We start from the raw sequence: 21840 nt of genomic DNA, 5'->3' as shown, positions 1-21840 counted from the left end.
CAAAAGAGGTACCCTCCTAGGAAGGTACCTTTCTATCATAAACGATATAACCGTGCTGCGAATGGTCGAAGCATAAACGTTTCCGTATCAATCGTCTCGGGGTCAATCTCATTCGTCATGACAAGCGTGGCGCCTGCAATTTCCGGAACGGTCACTTCTGCCGGATTGGCGGTCAAGTTGACGACCACGAAGAAGCGGTTGTTCTCAAACGTACGCTCATAGACGAAGGCTTGCTTATGTTCAGGCAAGACGTCACGATAACGACCATACGTAAACGTCTCCTCAACTCGACGAAGACGGATCATCTCCTTATAGAACGACAGGATCGAATGCTGGTCGTTTCGCTGTGCCTCGACGTTGAGCGTCTCATACTCTTCGTGAATCGGCATCCACGGGGTCGTCGTCGAGAAACCAGCATAAGGTGAGGCATCCCACTGGATTGGTGTCCGGACGTTATCACGAGATGTGCCCCATACTTGTTGCATCGAGTCGATTTCACTCATCCCGTTCGCGATCCGTTCGAAGTACTCGTTTTTCGTCGCGACATCATCATAGTCATGAATGGATGGGAGCGGCACATTCTTCATCCCGATTTCTTGTCCTTGATAAATGAATGGTGTCCCGTGCATGAAGAAGTACATCATCCCAAGCGCCGTGGCACTTTCACGCCAATAATGATGCTCATCCCCGACGAGCGAGACCGCTCGCACCATGTCATGATTTTCAATGTATAACGCGTTCCACCCGGTTTCGCGTAATCCTTGTTGCCATTTATCGAAGATTCGTTTCAGCTCGACGACATCGAGCGGGGCAAGACGTGACCGTCGCATGATATCGACATGATCAAAGTGAAAGGCCATATTCATCGCACCATTCTCAGGTCCCATCCATTGGTCGGCTTCTTCCGGCTCGATTCCGTTCGTCTCCCCAACGGTCATAATGTCGTATTTGGAGAACGTTTCTCGCTTCATCTCTTGTAGATATTCATGGATTCCATCGATATTCGAGTACATCGAAAACGCCGTAACGATCGACTTCCCGTCCGGAGAAGGTAACATCGTCTCCGTCGGCATCTTTTTAATATGACTGATCGCATCGACACGGAATCCGTCGACTCCTTTATCGAGCCACCAGTTGATCATGTCATAGACAGCCGTCCGAACTTCACGATTCTCCCAGTTCAAATCGGGTTGTTTCTTCGAGAATACGTGCAAGTAATATTGATCGGTCGGTTCATCATATTCCCAAGCGGACCCGCCAAAGATACTCGCCCAGTTACTCGGTGGCATCCCATCTTTCCCATCTCGCCAAATGTACCAATCCCGTTTCGGATTGTCTTTCGAGCTCTTCGATTCAAGGAACCATGGATGTTCGTCCGACGTATGGTTGACAACGAGGTCGAGCAACAGTTTCATCCCTCGTGCATGCACCGCCTCTAGCAAGGCATCAAAATCCTCCATCGTCCCAAACTCGTCCATAATGTCTTGATAGTCACTGATATCATATCCGTTATCATCATTTGGCGATTTGTACATCGGACAAATCCAAATGACATCAATTCCAAGGTCTTCTAAGTAATCGAGCTTTTCAATGATTCCGCGAAGATCACCGATTCCATCCCCGTTTGAATCGTTGAAACTTCTTGGATAAATTTGATAGGCGATGGCCTCTTTCCACCATACACGACTGATTTCTGTTTGTTTCGTTTGGCTGAACAACGTCTCCATACGGCACCGTGCCTCCTACAATAAGGTATGATTCACATCTACCATAGCACTAGTGCAAGCGTTTGCAAAGAATCAGCCCACAAAAAAATGCAGTTTTTACACTGCATTTTGATGGCGCGCCCCAACCTGTTCACAGAAGGTCGTGATCAGCTTCGACAAATGCTTCCAATCATGGTCCATCGTCGCGACGTGATACGAGTTTGGTAGCACCGCGTATTCTTTTGTTCCTTGTAACTGCTCAAACAACCAGATGGAGTCGGAAGGCGGCACCACGTTGTCGACAGCAGAATGGATGACATACGCCGGCACATCAACTGCTCCGACGTGCGGTCGCACCTCGTCAATCAGCGAAAGCAATTCACGAATCGCTCTTGTAGGCACACGGTCATAGACAATCTCATATACGTCTTTTGCCAAGATGTCGGGCGCATCTTCGTCGATAAATCGACACTCGGTATCCGACGCATGACACGCATATCCTGGTACCGATAACGCGGCATTGATTGTCACAATCGCATCCGCCTTCCCTTCAAGGGCAGCCTTGAGTGCCAACGTTCCGCCCATTGACTGACCGACGACGATGACCGTCTGACACGACTCGCGCAACCGCTCGATTCCTTTCGTCACACTTTTATACCAACATCGATGCGTCGAACATCGAAAGTCTTCTGGATGTGTCCCATGCCCTTTCAAGCGCGGGGCATAGACCGTGAACCCTTGCTTCATCAACTCAATTCCGACGTCCTGTACACTTTGAGGTGTCCCGTTAAAGCCGTGACAAAGCAAAATACCGATCTCGTTTCCTTCATAATAAAATGCGCCTGCTCCAGGAATGACTGGGTAATTGACTGCTTTCATTAGTGCCTCCTTTAATTCCAACTTAACCGATACAATTAATTCGTATTAGAAGAGTGTAAAAGTTCTTAAGCTACTCGTCAAGTTCTTCCGATTACATTTATCTTGTAATCAAAATGTAATCATAACTTCGTGTTTAGTGGATTGAGTTCTGACGTCTGCTTGGTTATGTTTAACATGTAGTAAAAAAACTTGGGAAATGAACGTGTTATTTTTGACAATACACGAATAATTTTTCAAGGGATTCGTCACAAGAAAAGTAATGTAAGCGCTATCATGTCGTTTTTTTGAAAAAGGAGGATATAAATTCACTTATTTATAACGACGCAAGTTGGGGAAATCGGATTAGACCATTACATCTAAGGGAGACTTACACATGGGGAAACCAACACAATCATTTAAGGCAGTCACTGGCCTCGCCTTATCAGCAGGACTCATCGTCAGCAGTATGACGCCGATTGCGGCAAACGTAAACGCCGAGACGTTGAACGCATCAGATCTCTTCATTTCCGAGTACGTAGAAGGATCGAGCAACAATAAAGCAATCGAGTTATTCAATGGAACGAACGCGACAATCGACCTTTCCGCTTACAAAATTGAACTGTATTCAAACGGAGGTACGACTGCCGGAAATACATTGAATTTGACGGGCACCCTCGCACCAGGAGCGACATATGTCATTGTGAACGGCAGTGCGTCGGACACTTTGAAAGCAAAATCGGATACGACGAGCGCCGTGACGAACTTCAACGGGGATGACACGATCGTCTTGAAAAAAGGAGACACGGTTCTTGATGTCTTCGGTCAACTCGGCTTCGACCCAGGAACAAAATGGGGAACGACCGTTGCGACTGCTGACCAATCGCTCATTCGTAAAGACACGGTCACAAAGGGAGACAGTGATGGCAGTGATGCCTTCGACCCGGCTGTCGAATGGTCATCGACACCACAAGACACGTTCGACAATCTCGGGTTACATACGTTCCAAGGCGTTGAATACGGAGATGGCGATACAACAGAACCTCCTGCACCGATCACACCGATTTCAATTGCTGATGCACGAACAAAGGCAGAAAATGAAACGGTCACCGTAAAAGGAATCGTCACGGCTAAATTAGCGAACACCATCTCGATCCAAGACGCGACAGGTGGTCTGTCTATCCGCCCGACGTCTCTTGCCGTCAACGTCGGGGACGAGGTCGTTGTCACAGGGGTCGTCGGTTCGTACCGTGAGCTTCTTCAATTGAACAGCGCTGTCGTTGTTTCAAAACAAGCAGCAACACTTCCTACTGCCCAAGTCTTGACAGGGGAACAAATCAACGAGGACGTCGAATCCGAACTCGTTACCGTCAAAAATGTCACACTCACAGGTAGCGGTCAGAACTTGACGGCGACGGACGGAACGAAGGAGTTCGTCGTTCGCGACGAGCGAGGCATCCTTGATTTACAGACGGATGTGAACTATTCATCGATCACAGGAATCGTTCAACAGTTTGACGATACGTACCAAATCATCCCTCGTGACCCGGCGGACACGGTTATCGATACGTCCGTTCTTCGGCCGGCTGTCGCGAAACCAGGTGCCGGTACATTCGTTGGTCCACAAGACGTGACGCTCTCGACAACGACAGCAGACGCAGAGATTTTCTATACACTCGACGGCTCTGATCCAAAAGAGAATGGGCTTCGTTACGAAAACCCAATCCGCATTGAAAACTCGACGACGTTGAAAACGGTCGTGAAAACAGGCGACTCGTTCAGCGCCGTCTCAACATTCTCTTATAAGATCACAGACAAGATTCGCATTCACGACATCCAAGGTGCGAACCATACGACTCCGATGAACGGACAGACGGTTGAAGGTGTCGAAGGAATCGTCACGTCTACGTTCGTCTCAAGTGGAACGACCTATTACTTCATCCAAACGCCTGATTCGGAAGCCGATGACGATGCACGGACATCTGAAGGGATTGTCCTTTACGGCGGACGTTCGATTGCTGGCATTCAAGTCGGGGACCTCGTAAAAGTGAACGGAAAAGTGAGCGAGTACGCAATCGAAGGATATAGTGATCGCCAACAGACGGATATGAAGATGACACAAATCGATACGCGTAACGGAAAAGTTGAAGTCGTCGCGAGCGGCGTGACACTTCCGACTCCAATTACGATTGATGCCTCAAACCTTCCGACTGAGTTTATCGACAGCGATAACCTCGCCGTCTTCAACCCGGAGAAGGATGCCATCGACTTCTGGGAGAGCCTTGAAGGGATGCGCGTTCAAACGAACAACTTGAAATCGGTTGGACCACAAGAATATGGTGACTTAGTCACAGTTCTCGAAGATACGCCAACAGAGACATATAATGGCGGTGTCTTATTGAAAAAGAACGACGCGAACCCAGAACGCATTCAGTTCCGTCTCGAACCAAATGCAGAAGCTCGTGACTTCGATGTCGCGACGGGCGACCGTTTCAACGGACCGATCGTCGGTGTCGTCGGCTATTCATTCGGTAACTATAAGATTCAAGCCTCACTTGAAGACATGAAAGCTTCATTCGTCAAAGGAGATGCGCAGCGTGAGAAGACATTCATCGAGGCAGAAGAAGATCAATTAACAATTGCATCGTATAACTTAGAGAACTTCTCGAACAACATCAAAGAAACATCAGATGAAAAGGCACTCAAACTGGCGAAAGCGTTCGTCAACGAATTGAACAGCCCTGACATCATCGGTGTGACGGAAGTACAGGACAACGATGGACAGGATAAAGGGGCAGGTTCTGCCGCTGACCAGAGCTATCAGCGCTTAATCGATAACATTGTCGCTGTCGGTGGGAAGACATATAAATACGTCAACATCGACCCAGAGAACAACCAAGACGGTGGTGCACCGGATGCCAACATCCGTGTCGGCTTCTTGTACGATCCTGAGCGCGTGTCATTGACGGAGGGAATGCCTGCCGGTGACGCGACGACGGCCGTCGGATATGCTGACGGGAAATTGACGCACAATCCGGGACGTATCGATCCGACGAACGAAGCGTTCGATCGTTCACGTAAACCGTTAGCTGCTCAATTCGACTTCCAAGGCGAGAACGTCATCGTGATCGCGAACCACTGGAACTCAAAAGGTGGTGACACCGGCTTCTTCGGGTCACAACAACCGGTCGTACTCGGAAGTGAAGTGCAACGTAAGAAAATCGCACAAGTCGTCCACAACTTCGTCGCAGACGTGAAGACGAAGAATCCAGAAGCGAATGTTGTAGCACTTGGTGACTTCAACGATTTCGAATTCTCGGATGCGCTCCAAATCTTTAAAGGTGACTTGATGACGAACATGGTCGAGAAAGTTCCTGCTGTCGACCGCTACTCGTATGTGTATCAAGGGAACTCACAAGTACTCGATCATATCCTCGTCTCGAACCGCTTGGCCGCTTCTACGAAAATTGACATGATTCACGTCAACTCGGACTTCACTGAGATGTCAGGGCGTGCGAGTGACCATGATCCAGTACTTGCACAAATCGACTTCACACCGGAACCAGAAGTGGAATTGACGCGTTACACTGTAGAAAACCATAAAGCTGCTCGCCTCGTCCTTCAAGAGGATTACATCGGCGTGACAATCGGAAAAGGCACGAACTTTAAAAACGGTATCTTCGTTCGTGGCGTATACACGGAATTGACAGGAGAACCGTTGAAAAATGTCGTCGTTCAAGTGAAACCGAAAGAAGCCGGTGCCATCATCGACTTCAAAGGCGCGACGGTAAAAGAAGTAATCGTTGACGGGAAAAATCTTGCTGAGATTCGCGGGGCAAAAAACGTCCAACGCATCACATATACGAAAGGCGCTTCTCCTTCATCCATCATCATCAAGAAATAACATGTTGAACCGCAGACACATCGTCTGCGGTTTTTTGGTTTCACCTCTCTTGAAGCGGGGATAAAGAGGAAGATACTGAATATCATGGAGGATGAGACCGATGGAATTGTATAACGGAGATTTATATTGGCCAACGACCGAATCAGAGGACGTCGTGTTAGAAAGACCTGACAAAAAAGAGCATTACGACGTACTCGTCATCGGAGCCGGTATGTCCGGAACGTTGACGGCTTATACGTTACAACGAGATGGCGTCGATTTTGCGGTGCTCGATGGGCGAAAAGTCGGTACCGGAAGCACATCAGCAAATACCGGTTTAATTCAATATTCAAATGACATCATGTTACATGAACTCGCAGAAAAAATTGGAGAAGCGGCAGCGGTACGCTTCTATCAATTATGTCTCGACGCGGTCGAATCGCTCGACCAGGTGGCGAAAGATGTCGATGCATCCGATATATATATTCGACGGGACAGCCTTTGTTTTGCGAGTGAAGAGGACGATGTTGCCAAATTGCAACGTGAGTATGAGATGCTAGCCAAACACGGTTTTGATGTGGAGTGGTTGGATCGTGAAGCATTACGTGAACGCTTCCCATTTGAAAAACCGGCGGCCCTCATCACAAAAGGCGATGCCGAGGTCAATCCGCTCACGCTCAGTCGTCAAATCATTCGCCATTTATCGAAACAACACGTCCCGATTTTTGAAGAGACGTCGGTGGATGAGGTCGTGTCTGATGGTGATGGATGGATTGTGTTCACCTCGAACGGGACATTTAAAGCGAATAAAGTCATCTTTGCGACAGGTTATGGGCCAGCTCCCCTACTCGACTCCCATCGGATCGATTTGAATCGGTCATACGCCATCGCAACGAATCCAATCGCCGAATTCAGCGAATGGGAAGGACGCGCGCTCATTTGGGAGACGAAACGACCATATCTCTATTTGCGCACGACTCCGGACGGGCGGATTATCGCTGGCGGACTTGACGAAGACCAGGCCGAAACGCCGCACGATGAGGCGCTCATGAACGATCGGGCGGAACGAGTGAAAGAAAAAATCGCCGAGCTCTTCCCGATGTATGACCTAGAAGTCGACTATGCTTGGGTCGCCTTGTTTGGAGAGTCGGTGGACCAACTCCCGTTCATCGGGGAGCACCCGAATCGACCGAACTTGTTTTACTTGCTCGGATATGGGGGAAATGGGACCGTGTATAGCATGCTTGGCTCTCGTATTTTGAGTGCTCTCGTTCGTGGTCAGTCGCATCCCGATGCGGACCTCGTTCGTTTAGATCGAACGTAATCCCCGACATTTTGGGGATTGTTACATAATTGAAGGAGTGTTTTTGGATTGAAGAAAAAAAGAAAATCAAACAGGGTGTACCGACTACGTCGTCTTGCCGTATTCCTTGTCCCTCTCGGTTGCGCCTTCTGGTTTTGGCCACAGGAATCCGTCCCCACGACGCAGTTAAAGGCTGAACAAGCATCCATTTCCGAGGAAATATATACGATTGAAGAACGTACACCAATCGAACAAGACGGTGTCATTCGATATGAATACGACATCGTCGTACACGGGAACCCGAGTACGGATGAGCTTCAATCCGTCAGCCATGACGTCATCGATGACGTAAAACAGTCAGATCAGTTCCAGGCCGCCTTGTTACGATTTTATGATGATGCTGCCTATATCGGGACGGAACCGCCACTCGGTGAAGCCGTATTCGCTCCGGAAGGCGACTATGGACTCGCAGACTGGGTGGAACCCGGTCAAACAGACGACATGATATTCGGTTGGCAACTTCGAGAAAAAGAATGGACGACCAAATTGACCGATACAGAGATTCAAATTTGGAGGTCATGGCAAGATCAATATACGAAGCAGAATCCTGACGACCCCGATGCGAAAGCGAAAGTGACGCGCATCATTGCCACTGAATACGAACTCGACCCTAAAGTGGTACAACAAATCGTATTGAAACAGCATGTATGGGCCGCATTATAAATGTTTGTGTGAAATCTCTCTTTTTTGAAAAAGAGGGATTTTTTTATTGGCGTTAGGGAACACCGATACAGTAGGTCAAATGGTGACTTACGACGGTCAGTCATACTTAAGGGAGGCAATCACATGGGGAACAAGAAAGAAGAGCAGTTAAAACAACATACGATTGATAACGAACAACAAGCTGGCTTGACGACAAATCAAGGTCTGAAGATGGCGGAAGACGAATTCTCGCTGAAAGCAGGACGTCGTGGTCCGACATTGATCGAGGATTTCCATTTCCGCGAGAAGATGACCCATTTCGACCATGAGCGGATTCCGGAGCGGATCGTCCATGCGCGCGGCGTCGGGGCACACGGGGAGTTCCAAGTGTATGAACCGCTCGCCGAGTTCACAAAAGCGAACTTTTTGAATGACCCTTCGAAGACGACACCCGTATTCGTCCGTTTCTCGACTGTCCAAGGCTCACGCGGGTCCGCGGATACGGTCCGTGACGTCCGTGGTTTTGCGACGAAGTTCTATACAGACGAAGGGAACTACGATTTAGTCGGAAACAACATCCCAGTCTTCTTTATCCAAGATGCCATCAAGTTCCCGGACCTCGTCCACGCTGTGAAGCCTGAGCCACATACGGAAGTGCCGCAAGGGGGAAGCGCGCACGATACGTTCTGGGATTTTGTCGGACAAAACCATGAAACGGCTCACATGGTCATGTGGGCGATGAGTGACCGGGGGATTCCACGTAGTCTACGCATGATGGAAGGGTTCGGGGTGCATACATTCCGTCTTGTAAATGCGGAAGGAAAAGCTCATTTCGTCAAGTTTCATTGGAAACCAAAGCTCGGGGTTCATTCACAAGTATGGGACGAAGCCCAAAAAGCAGTCGGGAAAAATGCTGACTTCCACCGTGTCGACCTTTATGAAGCAATCAATAAAGGCGACTATCCTGAATGGGAGCTCGGCCTGCAGCTGATCCCGGAAGAAGACGAGTTCAACTATGACTTCGACATCTTAGACCCAACCAAACTGTGGCCGGAAGAAGAGATTCCAGTGAAACTCGTCGGAAAGATGACACTCAACCGGAACGTCGACAACTTCTTCGCGGAAACCGAACAAGTCGCCTTCCACCCGGGTCATCTCGTCCCAGGAATCGACTTCTCGAACGATCCGCTCTTGCAAGGTCGTCTGTTCTCGTATACGGACACCCAACTGTCGCGTCTCGGTGGACCAAACTTCCACCAGATCCCAATCAACAAGCCCGTTTGTCCGTTCCACAACAACCAGCGGGACGGGATGCATCAAATGGCCGTTCACAAAGGTCAGACGAGCTACCATAAAAATGCGCTCAACAATAATCAGCCGGAACCTGTACCAGCCGATCAAGGTGGATTTGAGCACTATCAAGAGAAAATCGATGGTCATAAGATTCGGGGACGTAGTGACAGCTTCCTTGATTTCTATTCACAGGCGAAGCTCTTCTATAACAGCATGACCGATGTCGAAAAACAACACATCCAAGATGCCTGCAGTTTTGAGCTCGGAAAATGTGAGTCGGACATGGTGAAAGAGAACGCCGTCGATTTATTGAACCGCATCGATCGTCATCTCGCTGAAGTCGTCGCCGACAACTTAGGAGTACATGTGCCCGAAGAGAATAATGAGGTCCAGTCAGATAAGACGTCCCCTGCTCTCTCGATGGCGAACACAATCAAAAAGCCCGATACGAAGAGCGTCGCCCTTCTCCTTGCCGGTGACGTGGATGCGAATCAGGTGAAACAGTGGGTGCAGACGCTCGCCGATCACAACGTCAACTACAGCCTTGTCGGCAAGAAGGCGTATATGCTTGGTGACCTGAAGGTGAAGGAGACGTACGATACGGTCGACTCGAGCCTTTTCGATGCCGCCTTCTTAGTGAGTGCCGCGACGACTGTCGAGGATGATGTGCTCGAATTTATCGAGAACACGTACAAGCACTATAAGCCGCTCGCCCTACACGTACACCATAAAGAGGCACTCGCCACATGTCGCGTGAAGCAAGACCAGCCTGGTGTCTTCACGTTTGACGAGCATAACCTCGATGGATTCAATGCGTTCATCGATGGGATTGCGACTGCCCGATTCTGGGACCGTGCCTAACGATGTCACTTGACTCGACTCGATTCCCGAGTCGAGTTTTTTCATGTCTGTCATTCACTGCATGCAGTGCATCATCTCGGACAATCCTAATTTGATTTGGTATACTCTTTTAGTTATGTTTATTAACTATTCGAATTTGAAGAAAAGGAGGCGTCACGTATGATGCAACAACCTATTCAAAAACTTTGGACGAGAGACTTTTTAATCATCTCGCTCATCAACTTCTTCCTGACGCTCATCTTTTTCTTATTGATGGTCACCATCGGGGTGCATGCCGTCGAGTCGTACGGGGCGACCACGAGTCAAGCAGGACTCGTCACTGGCATCTTCATTATCGGGACGCTGACCGGGCGCTTGTTCATCGGTCGACTGATTGATTCGATCGGTCGGAAGAAGACGCTTTATATCGGGCTCGTCTTTTTCACCGCCACGATTTTATTGTACTTCGTCCATTGGGGTGTCGGTTTCTTATTACTGACACGGTTCGTACACGGACTCGGGATGGGATTATCGAGTACGGCAACTGGAACCATCGTCGCGCAAGTCATTCCCGCGACTCGAAAAGGTGAAGGGATCGGTTACTACAGCATGAGTTCTACTCTGGCGACAGCCATCGGGCCCTTCGTCGGATTACTTCTCAGCCAACACACGAGCTTCACCGTCATCTTCGCTCTTTGCTTTGTGATCGGGGTCATCAGTTTGGCGAGCACGTTCTTTGTGAATGTGCCTGAGGTCAACGCACCTGAAGTCGTACGTGGATTCTCTTTAAAATCGTTCGTCGAACCAAAAGCGCTACCGATCGCCTTGATTATCGGGATGGCCGCACTAAGCTACTCGAGTGTCTTGTCCTATATCAACTTCTACGCGAGTGAACTCGACTTGATCGAGGCGGCGAGCATCTTCTTCCTCGTCTATTCGGTCGCAGTCCTATTATCACGACCGATCACAGGAAAGTTGATGGACGCGCGTGGAGCAAACGTCGTCATGTATCCGGCAATCGCCATCTTCGCGATTGGACTGCTCGTGCTCAGCCAGGCGAACAGCGGTTGGATGCTTCTACTTGCCGGTGCGTTAATCGGATTAGGTTTCGGGAATATCCAATCCGGGACCCAGGCAATCGCCGTAAAGGCCTCTCCACCCCACCGAATGGGGATGGCGACATCGACCTTCTTCATCGCACTTGATGCCGGTCTAGGGTTCGGTCCCTATTTCATCGGGTTGTTGATTCCATTGACGGGCTTCTCGACACTTTATTTGAGTCTTTCAGGCGTCGTTCTCTTTACCATTTTCTTGTATTACGTCATGAACGGACGGAACGAACAAAAACAACTGAACGAAGCTGCTTGACGGGGTGGACGTACATCCCGTCTTTTTTTGAAAGTTCACACATTTGGTCGAATGATGCGGTAAGATAAAAATGACGTGTAAAAAATAGAATGAACGAAATGAGGGAGACGAGATGAAAGTTGACCAAACACTTCAATCCAACGCATCGATTTTACTACGGACGTTCGATAAAATTTCAGACTATGTGTTCTTTATGGAAGTCGATGGTTCAGCATATCGCTACGTCTTCGTAAATGAGCCTGGGAAACGGGCCATCAATTGGTCGGATGCGGATGTCGGCAAGACCATCGATGAGTTGGTCCCGACCGAGACCGCTACACTTATTACGCAGTATTACGATGAAGCGATTCGTACAAAAAAGAGTGTCGTCTACGAAGACTACCGTCTTGCTGACTCCTTTTATACGGATACGGTCGAGGCGGATGATGTATTGACGCTCCCCCTTCATTATTTCGAGTCAGAAGTGACTCCGATTTTCAATGATGAGGGGCGCTGTACCCATATCGTCTCCGTCGTTCGTGAAGTGACGGAACGGAAGCGTCGCGAACTCGAATTGTCGATCTTAAAAGATCATCACGAGTCGCTACGACGGTATTCTCCACATGGCATCTTTGTACTCGACCATCATTTGAACATCAAATCCGTCAACCCGGCCGTCACGGTCATCACGGGTCATACGGAACAGGATATGCTTCACCAGCCGTTCCTACACTGGCTTCCCGAGAGTGAGCGGTCTCGGGTCAGGAAAGGGTTACAATTCACGCTGTCTGGGATTCCACACAAGTACTCCATTTATGCTGAACATCAATCCGGGGAACGACTCGACTTAACCGTCCTCAACATTCCAATCGAGGTCGGCGGTAACATTACCGGCCTGTTTGCGATCATCATCGATTTGACGCCAGAGAAAAATGCCGAGCGTGCCACGGTCGAAAGCGAACGTCGTTACCGTCAGTTGATTGAAACCATTCCGGAAGGCATCATTGTGCATCAGGAAGGACAGATTATATATGCGAACGCGATGGCACTCGCCACAATCGGAGAAACCTATCTAGAGAGTGAATCGATTTTTTCATTCATCGCAGAAGAGTATCATCAGTCCACCCGTCAACGACTTGCCTCTCTCGAACTCGGAGGCCCCGTCCAAGACACGGAAATGGTCATCATGACACCGAGTGGAGACAAGCTCCAGATGGATATCAGTAGCCTTCTCATCGATTATGAGGGCGAAACGGCCGTCTTAACGATTTTGCGTGATGTCACGGAGAAACGTGAAATGGAACAAGCGTTAAGACAGAGTGAGTTACAATATCGATTGATCACAGAAAACATGAGTGATCTCGTCTGCATACTAGAACGGGATGGTACTGTTCGTTATGCGTCCCCTTCTCACCGTACCGTACTCGGTTTTGCGGCCGGATATTACGAAGGGAAGAATACGCTCGACTATATCCATCCGGACGACATCCAGATCGTCCGGGAGCAGTTGAAAGAAATGAAGGAAGAAGACATCTCCTTGACCCTTGAGTTTCGTCATTTCCATGCTGACCAGCGCTGGATTTGGCTCGAAACGAAAATTCAGGCCATCTATGATGAATCCGGACTTCTCCTACACTATTTGACGGTCAGCCGAGAAATCATGCAGCGAAAAGCACTAGAGAAGCAACTGAAGCATTTGGCGTATCACGACACGCTGACCGATTTACCGAACCGTCGTTTCTTCCTCGCTTACCTCGAGGAAGCGATCGATCGAACCGAATTCGAGCAAGGTGAATTGGCCGTCCTCGCTCTTGACGTTGACCGATTCAAACAAATCAACGACACGTTCGGTCATGATGTGGGCGATGAGCTCTTGCGACAACTCGCTCGTCGATTGACATCCGTGCTTCGCAAACAAGATATGATTGCCAGACTTGGCGGTGATGAGTTTGCCGTTCTCATTCGCTTCAACGATCCCTGTGCCCTACATCGGGTTGCAGAGAAAATCATTCAAGCACTACAGCGCCCATGGGAAATCGATCAACATACGTTCATTACGACTTCAAGTGTCGGGGGTGCTCGATTTGTAAAAGGGTTGTCGACCAAACAGTTACTAAAACGTGCCGACCTCGCTCTCTATGAAGCCAAAGCAGGTGGACGAAATCAATATGCACTCGCAAAGGACCACCAATAAGTGGTCCTTTTTTCACGTGAAACATCGAAAATAAATCATAAATCCGAACATTAAACATCAATACATTCAATTTTATTCATTTTTAAGATAAATTGATTGAGTTATCCTTTGACTTTAAACTCTATTCACGTTATATTACCGAATGGGCGAAGTTTTTTTATTGTTCAATACGTTAATGTTCGTGAATAGGGGTGCGATATATGGATAAAGTATTTGATTACGAAGATATTCAATTAATTCCTGCAAAATGTATTGTCGACAGTCGTTCGGAATGTGACCCGACCGTCGAGCTTGGTGGCTTCACGTTCCGATTACCGGTCGTTCCGGCTAACATGCAGACGATTATCGATGAAAAGGTCGCATTGATGCTGGCCAAGAACGGATATTTTTACATCATGCATCGCTTCAATCCAGAGACGCGCCTGGCGTTTATCCAAGACATGCATGAGCGTGGTTTGTATGCATCCATCAGTGTCGGCGTGAAGGAAGAAGAGTATGGGTTTATCGAAATGCTCAAATCGACCGGTCATACGCCAGAATTTATTACAATCGATATCGCTCACGGTCATTCGAATGCGGTCATCCGAATGATTCAGCATATCAAACACCATCTTCCTGGATCATTCGTCATCGCGGGGAACGTCGGGACACCAGAGGCCGTTCGCGAATTAGAGCATGCCGGAGCGGATGCGACGAAGGTTGGAATCGGTCCTGGTAAAGTGTGTATCACGAAAATCAAAACAGGTTTTGGTACCGGGGGCTGGCAATTGGCTGCACTTCGCTGGTGTGCCAAAGCAGCGACGAAACCGATTATCGCGGATGGGGGCATCCGTACTCACGGTGACATCGCCAAATCGATTCGCTTCGGCGCTTCGATGGTCATGATTGGTTCATTGTTCGCAGGACACGATGAATCACCGGGGGAAACGTTCGAGCAAGACGGGAAACAATTGAAAGAGTATTTCGGTTCTGCTTCTGAGTTCCAAAAGGGTGAGCGAAAGAACGTCGAGGGGAAAAAGATGTTTGTCGAACACAAAGGGGCACTACAAGATACATTGACCGAGATGGAGCAAGACCTCCAATCGGCGATTTCTTACGCGGGTGGTGACAGTCTCGAGGCATTGCGCACCGTAGACTACGTCATGGTGAAAAATTCAATCTTCAATGGGGATAAAGTGTATTAAAAAGGCGACCTCGTGTCGCCTTTTATAATTGCTTCATCATCATATAGTAATCCGATCCCGGCGGATAGTCCGGTAGCACACCTATTACCGTGTAACTGAATCGCTCATAAAACGGTTTCGCTTGAAACGAGAACGTCGTCAATTTCACACGCGTCGCACCGAGCGACTTCGCTAACGCCTCCCCTTCTCCAAGCAATTGGCTACCGATGCCCTGACCATGAAAGTCTGCATCGACCCAAAGGCGATCCAAATCGAACCATCCCCAATACACACTCCCATATAAGCCGGCGATCACCCGTCCTTCTTGCTCCACTTTCAACTGAATGGTCGGCACGTGCGCCTCGCGAATGTCACGATGGTAAATCGAACGAACGTTGTTATACTCACGTAATTGAGTGGTCAAAAACTGTTGGAACGTCTCGTCTTCCTCGTGAATCCGCGTGATAGTGTAAGTCATCTTCCCACCGTCCCGTTCACAAAAAACGTAATCAACTCGTTCTCTTCCTCGGTGATCTCCCGATTGACGAGTGAAGCATACGACTGCGTGATTTCATCAATATTTCCTGGGAAATTATTCGAAATGGTGGCGATTCGTCTTAATGCAAGGCAATCTTCTGCGAAGGATTCACGACTCACCATCTCACCGTGTGACCAGACAATCTGTTTAGCATCAAACGATTCCAATACATTCAACAACCGCAGGGTTTCTTCCGGAGTCATTCGCCATGTCGGAGAATAGATGTCTGCGTATAACGCGTCTCCTAAAAATAATACCCGTTCTTCTACGACGTAAAGGACAACCGCATCTTTTGCGTGGTCTCCTCCGACATGTCGTAACACGACGTGAACGCCACCGAGGTCGAGTGTCAGCGATTCTTGAAACGTCAGCGTAGGTAATACTATTTTGATATCGCGCGCGTCTCCATATTCTTCACGGATTGCTTCCGCGCAAAATGCGATTTCAATCCCTTCCGCCACCCGCTCATCGAGAGAGACATCATCCCAAGCATATGGGACAAGTTTTTCCATCCCCTGTTTGGTCGCTTCACTCGCAATGGAGACCATTCCTTCAAGTGCAGGTAAACCGAAGATGTGATCCCAATGCCAATGCGTCAATGCGACCATCGACGGCGCACGTAGGCCTTGTTTTTCTAGCTGTTCTAAAAACAACGAGGCGTGCGAAACGGAATTGCCCGCATCGATGAGCAGCGTATGCGTATCGCCGATAACGGCACCGAGAATTGGTCGATCGGTACGGTCAACGGGTGTCATATACCAAAAACGTTCCGAATGTTTGATTAAGGTTTGCATGTACGAATCGACTCCTCCTCTAATAAATTCGTTAATTCTTCGAATGAATGCCGATTATCATTTTGAATCCGAGCGTGGCGAAGAGGTAATTGTTTCAACAGTTCAAGCTCACGTCGTTGGCGTTCCACTAAAATCTCAATCGTTCCGGCCATACCCTTATGCGCATGGTTCACACCATAGGTGCCGCTCGTATAATACTCGACAAAACCGCTTTGCCATCCCATCGGTCGTTCATCATATACAATCGGAAAGATGCGTGCAACGTCATCCAATGCCAAATAAACGACCATCGGATCAATCGGCTTCAGAATGTCTGCGACCTCTTGAACGTATGCTTCCACGTCCGCTAACGGAACATCTTGGGCAACCATTCCAATGGTGAAAGGATTTTGGAGCAACGCACATTCAAAGATGACGTCCTCTTCCTCCCTATCTAACTTTTGAACATAACGCCGCCAGCGTTCGCACATGATTCGTGTGTGAAGGGCGAAAGGTAACTCGTAGACGTCTGTTCCGATCCGTTCTTCATCACCATCATAACGGACGAGCCACCCTTTTTCGATTTCATCGAGAATGCGACCGGTTGATGGTTTGTCCTCGACCCAATAGACATCATGCATATCCACGGGGTGTGACGCATCTACTTCCGAATAGAACTTGCCATTCCGTTTATCTCGCAGCCTCTCGGCAAATGTAGACTTTCCGCTTCCTGGCAATCCTTCAATCAGCCATAATCTCCCCATACTTAAATCCCCTTGTCATCTGAGTATCCACCATATTGGAACCACTGGTCTCCTCCATTGTTCTTTGCAATATACATCGCTGCATCTGCTTGTTGAAGAATCGAATCGACGGTGTCGGTCGACTTGACTAGGGTGACGCCAACACTTGCCGTAAGATGAATGACTTCACCATTCGACGCGTCTATTCCCTGGGAAATAACTTCATTGAGCTGTTCAATCCCACTCAGTGGACCCGTTTGCACCAACATGAATTCATCGTCTGAAAAACGGTACACTTGACCACCAACATGCTGGACGAATTCATTTAATCGTTGTGCGATTTCAATTAACACTTCATCCCCTATCATGTGCCCGTACTGATCGTTGATTCTTTTAAAATCGTCTAGATTGACCAGTGTCACTGTAATCGATGGCGTCCGGTGCATCTTTTTGTATAAATCGGTCGTGAGCTTATGACGATTATACAGTTTTGTCAGTTGATCTTGTTTTGCGATTCGAATCATCTCGCGTTGTTTCCGTTCCTTTCGAATCCCATTCTCCATCCATCGTGCAAGCAACCGTACCGTTCCAGTCAACTCTTGCAACGTTTCCTCATCAAGATGATCATTCAAGTTGCCTTGCTCCGCGAGAAGAACGACCCAGCCAAACACTTGATGCTCATGCGTCAAAGGAAAACTGACAAACCTCGTGAATTCGATACCATCTACAATCAGATCACCTTCCTGAAGCGTTTGCGCGCCGACCGTTGTCAGTTGATGTAGGGAATGCAGTTCTTCTTCCCCCCAAGTCAAACGAGAGACCCCATGCTCTACTAGAAGACGATGCGAAGGCTCAATCGAGAAGATGACCCCGTGGGAGTAACCGACCCATTCCAATAAAATTTCTTGAACCCGGGCCAATTGATCTTGGAACGGTACACGCAATGCCGTCGCTTCATACAATGCTTCGATTGATTGTTGTCGCGTGATTTGTCTTCTCGAGACTTCCGTGTGCTCGATCTCTGTCATGACCCAATGCGTAAACGATTCGAGCGCCTTCAAGTTTTCTTCTGAGAACGTTCTCGCCTGCCCATCCACTACGCAAAGTGTGCCGATGACGTGACCTTGCTTCGTCCGCAACGGTACACCTGCATAAAATCCGATTCGGTCAATCCAAGGACTGTCACTTTCAATCGCTGCTGCCGCAACATCTTCAATCACCAGCGGAGACTCTGATGTGACAACCCGATTACATAACGTCCATTCCCGTTTGAGGTGAGCGGATTCGAGCTCGATACCGACACACGATTTGAACCACTGTTGGTCTGTCGTCATGATCGAAATGAATGCGATTGGCATCTGAAAGGTTTGTGCGACCAATCGGGAGATCCGGTCAAATCGTTCCTCTTGTGGCGTATTTAAAATTTCCAATCGTAATATCGCTTTGAGTCGTTGCAATTCACGCTCATCTAGAGAAGGATGCAACAACTGCGCAGGCTGCTCGATCTTCGATAACATCATCTGATGGGAATACAAGATTCCGAGCGCCTCTTCTAAATCCGCGAGCGGCATCGGACGACTGAAGAAATACCCTTGAATCTCATCGCAGCCGAGCTGACGTAAGATCCGATATTGTTCTTCCGTCTCCACACCTTCAGCCGTCACCTCTAACTCTAGCTTTTTGGCCAACGAGACAATCAGTTTGACGATTTCATACTCTTTCATGCCGCTCTCCTGATCGAGTTGCGCGACGAACGACCGGTCGATCTTGATTCCATCAATCTCGAACAACTTCAAATAATTCAACGAGGAATAACTGACCCCAAAGTCATCAATCAACAGTCGAAATCCTTGTTGTTTGAGCGATTCGACCGTTTTGATCGCCGCTACCGGTTCATGCATCAACGTGTGCTCGGTCACCTCAAACTCAAATTGTTCTGGCACAAGACCATACGATGCAATGATCGCAACCAGTTCATTCATATGGTGTTCATGAAATAAATTCGGTGAGACATTCACAGCCACGCGGCGCCCTTCAAACTGCTCAGGTTGTGACGACACATCCTGACATACCCGATTCATGACGAATCGTGTCACGTCTTCGATCAAGAGTGACTGTTCAGCCACACGAATGAACGTTTCAGGTGAAATGAATCCGAGAACAGGACTCTCCCAGCGAATGAGCGCCTCAAAATGAATCGCACCGTCCATCGACACTTTCGGTTGATACACCATGTATAACTCATCTAGCTTCAACGCTTTGACCAGTTCCGTTTCGATCATCATCTCATCGATGTAACGCTGCACGTATTCATCGTGTTCATATAAACGAATCGTTTGATTTCCCGTCTGACGCGCTTCCAACAGAGCCGTGGAGGCGTTCATGATGACACGGTCGGCATCCGCTGTACCGGCACCAATCCCGATACAACTCGATAACGGGAATTCGGCCTCCGCCACTTGATACGAATGATCTGCAATCACGTCAAGCAAATGCTCGGCGTACATGTATGCCAACCGGATTGGAGTATGAGGTAACACCGCGATAAAGTCTTCACCGTCTACTCGACCGATAATTGAACCTTTCGGAAGCGTATTCGCCAATTGACGTGTGATGTCTTTAATCAACTGATTCGAGCGCTCCACACCTTGAAGCGACATCATCATCTTGAAACGGTTGATGTGAAGGCGCATGACGCTCGTCTCTTCGGTGTCATGTTGCTCGAACAACTGGTCGAGCTCCAATTTGACTTTCATCAGATTTGGCATACCGGTCAAATAGTCCATATGCTCGATACTCTTTAACAACTTGATCTCCGCCTCCTCGGATAAATCAGTTGTCAAACCGAGTACATAACGAACGAGTCCATCCTCATCTTCAATCGGTACAAGCATAGAAGAAGCGAATCGGGCCGTATTGGAGTCGATGTTCATTTGCGACATGAAGTAGACCGGCTCCCCTGTCTCAACGACCGCATCATAATGTTCAATCAATTCCTCGACCACTTCCGAGCGATACATCTCATGTAAATACCGCCCTTCTACATCACTTGGAAGCGAAGAGGCCACCTTCCCCTGTTCGCTCACATTTACGTAACGATAGCCTGCTTCTGTCACTTCCATTAGAAATACCATTCGATACAAGCGTGTGAACAGCTCGAATAGATAATATGGGTCGCCTTTCATCCGTTGCATCGTATCCCTCCACCCGTTCCTTTTTCTTATAGTGTAGTTGGTTTCGCTCAAACTATGGAGAAAACCTTTGAAAAAATGGGGAAACGTTTTTCTCTTATAAAAAAACACCCTCTCATACTTGAGAAGGTGCTCTTCAGGTTAAAGCAATTCATTCGCCAAGAGACGATAGACGTTCAGGCGATCTTCCTGCTTATGCTGGATGCTACAAATCATCGCCTCATCGAAACCGTAGCGTTCCGACTCATCCCGTAACTGTTCCGCAATTTGTTTCGGTGTCCCTACGAGGTGGATGGCTCGGTTGTTGGCGATATGAATTTTATCGACCTCCGTGAGCGGATAATCATGAGCTGCTTCTGGACTCAACAACTGTCTCAATTGACCACGCATCAAGAAGAGACGCGACAGATCAGAAGGTCGGGCCAAATATTCGGCCTCTTCTTCCGTCTCTGCCGTCGTGACCAAATACGTGACGCTGATGTCCGGTTTCTCCATGAAATCAGACGGCGTGAAATGGTGACGGTATGTGTCGAGCGTATCGGCACTCAATTGTCCGTTAAAGAACTGGGCAAACGAATAGCCGAGCCCCATCCGTCCGGCCTGCACGGCGCTGTTCCCACTCGAACCGAGTAACCAGGCTTCTGGAAGGCTGACACCAGTCGGAGCAGCCGGTGTATTTTTATACCATCTTTCCTCCGGTGCCTCACCTTTAATCAATTGAAGTGTCGTATCGAGTTTCTCGTAAAGTCCATCCATCATCGGTTTCTGCCCTTGTGACATCGCATAGATCGCGTTCGCATCACCGCCTGGCGCACGTCCGACACCAAAGTCGATCCGTCCTGGAGCGAGCGCGCTGAGCGTCTTGAATACCTCTGCCATCTTGAGTGGCGAGTAGTGCATCATCATGATGCCGCCGGACCCGAGACGAATCTTGTTCGTCTTAGCTGCCAGATAAGCCGTGATGACCTCTGGAGCCGAGCTGGCGAACGACATGCCACCATGATGCTCCGCCATCCACATACGGTAATATCCTAACTCTTCTGCGACTTGTGCGAGCTCGACCGCGCTGTTCAGCGCATGTTCTCCTGTATGACCCGACGTGACCGGCGCCTGGTCTAACACACTCAATCTCATCATGCATTCTCCTATCTCTATAATGAAGTTTCTAAATATCTTGAATTTGTTGGACTCGCCGTCATCATACTAAATGGTTTGATTGAATACGAATGTTTTGCCTAGTATTTAACCTTGTATTTTTCAGAAAATTTCCGCATGTTGTTGATAGCACCTGGTCATATTTTTTATACTA

The 21840-nt window shown here is 48.5% G+C and carries 14 protein-coding genes; 7 read left to right on the top strand and 7 right to left on the bottom strand.

Going from position 1 to position 21840, the window contains the following annotated elements; all coding sequences use genetic code 11:
* Positions 1–35: 35 nt before the first annotated feature.
* Complete coding sequence (locus KOG47_RS10930; protein ID WP_215244309.1) at positions 36–1691, bottom strand: glycoside hydrolase family 13 protein; 1656 nt, start codon at positions 1689–1691, stop codon at positions 36–38.
* Between the two features lie 132 nt (positions 1692–1823).
* A complete protein-coding gene (locus tag KOG47_RS10925; protein ID WP_078146027.1) occupies positions 1824–2585 on the bottom strand; it encodes an alpha/beta hydrolase in 762 nt (253 codons plus the stop codon).
* Between the two features lie 373 nt (positions 2586–2958).
* On the opposite strand from KOG47_RS10925, the gene KOG47_RS10920 reads away from it, so the two are divergent.
* The 7 genes from KOG47_RS10920 (at position 2959) to guaC (ending at position 15307) form a co-directional block, all read left to right on the top strand.
* Positions 2959–6465, top strand: coding sequence for a lamin tail domain-containing protein (locus KOG47_RS10920; RefSeq protein ID WP_215244226.1), 3507 nt, complete (start codon positions 2959–2961; stop codon positions 6463–6465).
* 100 nt (positions 6466–6565) lie between these two features.
* A complete protein-coding gene (locus KOG47_RS10915) occupies positions 6566–7768 on the top strand; it encodes an NAD(P)/FAD-dependent oxidoreductase (protein WP_078146025.1) in 1203 nt (400 codons plus the stop codon).
* Between the two features lie 48 nt (positions 7769–7816).
* The gene (locus KOG47_RS10910; protein WP_215244225.1) at positions 7817–8470 is read left to right on the top strand and encodes a hypothetical protein; all 654 of its coding nucleotides are present in this window, start codon (positions 7817–7819) and stop codon (positions 8468–8470) included.
* A gap of 123 nt (positions 8471–8593) precedes the next feature.
* Positions 8594–10603, top strand: a complete 2010-nt coding sequence (locus KOG47_RS10905; RefSeq protein ID WP_078146023.1) for a catalase — start codon at positions 8594–8596, stop codon at positions 10601–10603.
* Between the two features lie 162 nt (positions 10604–10765).
* Positions 10766–11950 carry an MFS transporter gene (locus KOG47_RS10900; RefSeq protein WP_215244308.1) on the top strand — a complete coding sequence of 395 codons (1185 nt, stop codon included), beginning with the start codon at positions 10766–10768 and terminating at the stop codon, positions 11948–11950.
* Positions 11951–12062: 112 nt separating this feature from the next.
* The gene (locus KOG47_RS10895) at positions 12063–14123 is read left to right on the top strand and encodes a PAS domain S-box protein (RefSeq protein WP_215244224.1); all 2061 of its coding nucleotides are present in this window, start codon (positions 12063–12065) and stop codon (positions 14121–14123) included.
* A gap of 200 nt (positions 14124–14323) precedes the next feature.
* Positions 14324–15307, top strand: a complete 984-nt coding sequence (gene guaC / locus KOG47_RS10890) for a GMP reductase (RefSeq protein ID WP_031424215.1) — start codon at positions 14324–14326, stop codon at positions 15305–15307.
* 22 nt (positions 15308–15329) lie between these two features.
* On the opposite strand, the gene KOG47_RS10885 is transcribed toward guaC, so the two are convergent.
* From KOG47_RS10885 to KOG47_RS10865, 5 genes are all read right to left on the bottom strand, one after another.
* Positions 15330–15764, bottom strand: a complete 435-nt coding sequence (locus tag KOG47_RS10885) for a GNAT family N-acetyltransferase (protein WP_215244223.1) — start codon at positions 15762–15764, stop codon at positions 15330–15332.
* The gene (locus KOG47_RS10880) at positions 15761–16618 is read right to left on the bottom strand and encodes an MBL fold metallo-hydrolase (RefSeq protein ID WP_215244222.1); all 858 of its coding nucleotides are present in this window, start codon (positions 16616–16618) and stop codon (positions 15761–15763) included. Before KOG47_RS10880 ends, KOG47_RS10885 begins: the two co-directional genes overlap by 4 nt.
* Entirely contained in the window at positions 16606–17361 is a 756-nt protein-coding gene (locus KOG47_RS10875) for a P-loop NTPase family protein (protein WP_074035148.1), read from the bottom strand. The genes KOG47_RS10880 and KOG47_RS10875 overlap by 13 nt, the downstream gene beginning before the upstream one ends.
* Before the next feature lie 2 nt (positions 17362–17363).
* Positions 17364–20534 carry an EAL domain-containing protein gene (locus KOG47_RS10870; RefSeq protein WP_215244221.1) on the bottom strand — a complete coding sequence of 1057 codons (3171 nt, stop codon included), beginning with the start codon at positions 20532–20534 and terminating at the stop codon, positions 17364–17366.
* A gap of 138 nt (positions 20535–20672) precedes the next feature.
* Positions 20673–21665: an LLM class flavin-dependent oxidoreductase gene (locus KOG47_RS10865; RefSeq protein ID WP_214731243.1), complete on the bottom strand. Its 993-nt coding sequence runs from the start codon at positions 21663–21665 to the stop codon at positions 20673–20675.
* Positions 21666–21840 lie beyond the last annotated feature (175 nt).

Origin of the sequence: Exiguobacterium sp. s121, from assembly GCF_018617245.1 — a bacterium.
GTDB lineage: Bacteria > Bacillota > Bacilli > Exiguobacteriales > Exiguobacteriaceae > Exiguobacterium > Exiguobacterium profundum.
This window is presented reverse-complemented; position numbering and strand designations above follow the sequence as displayed.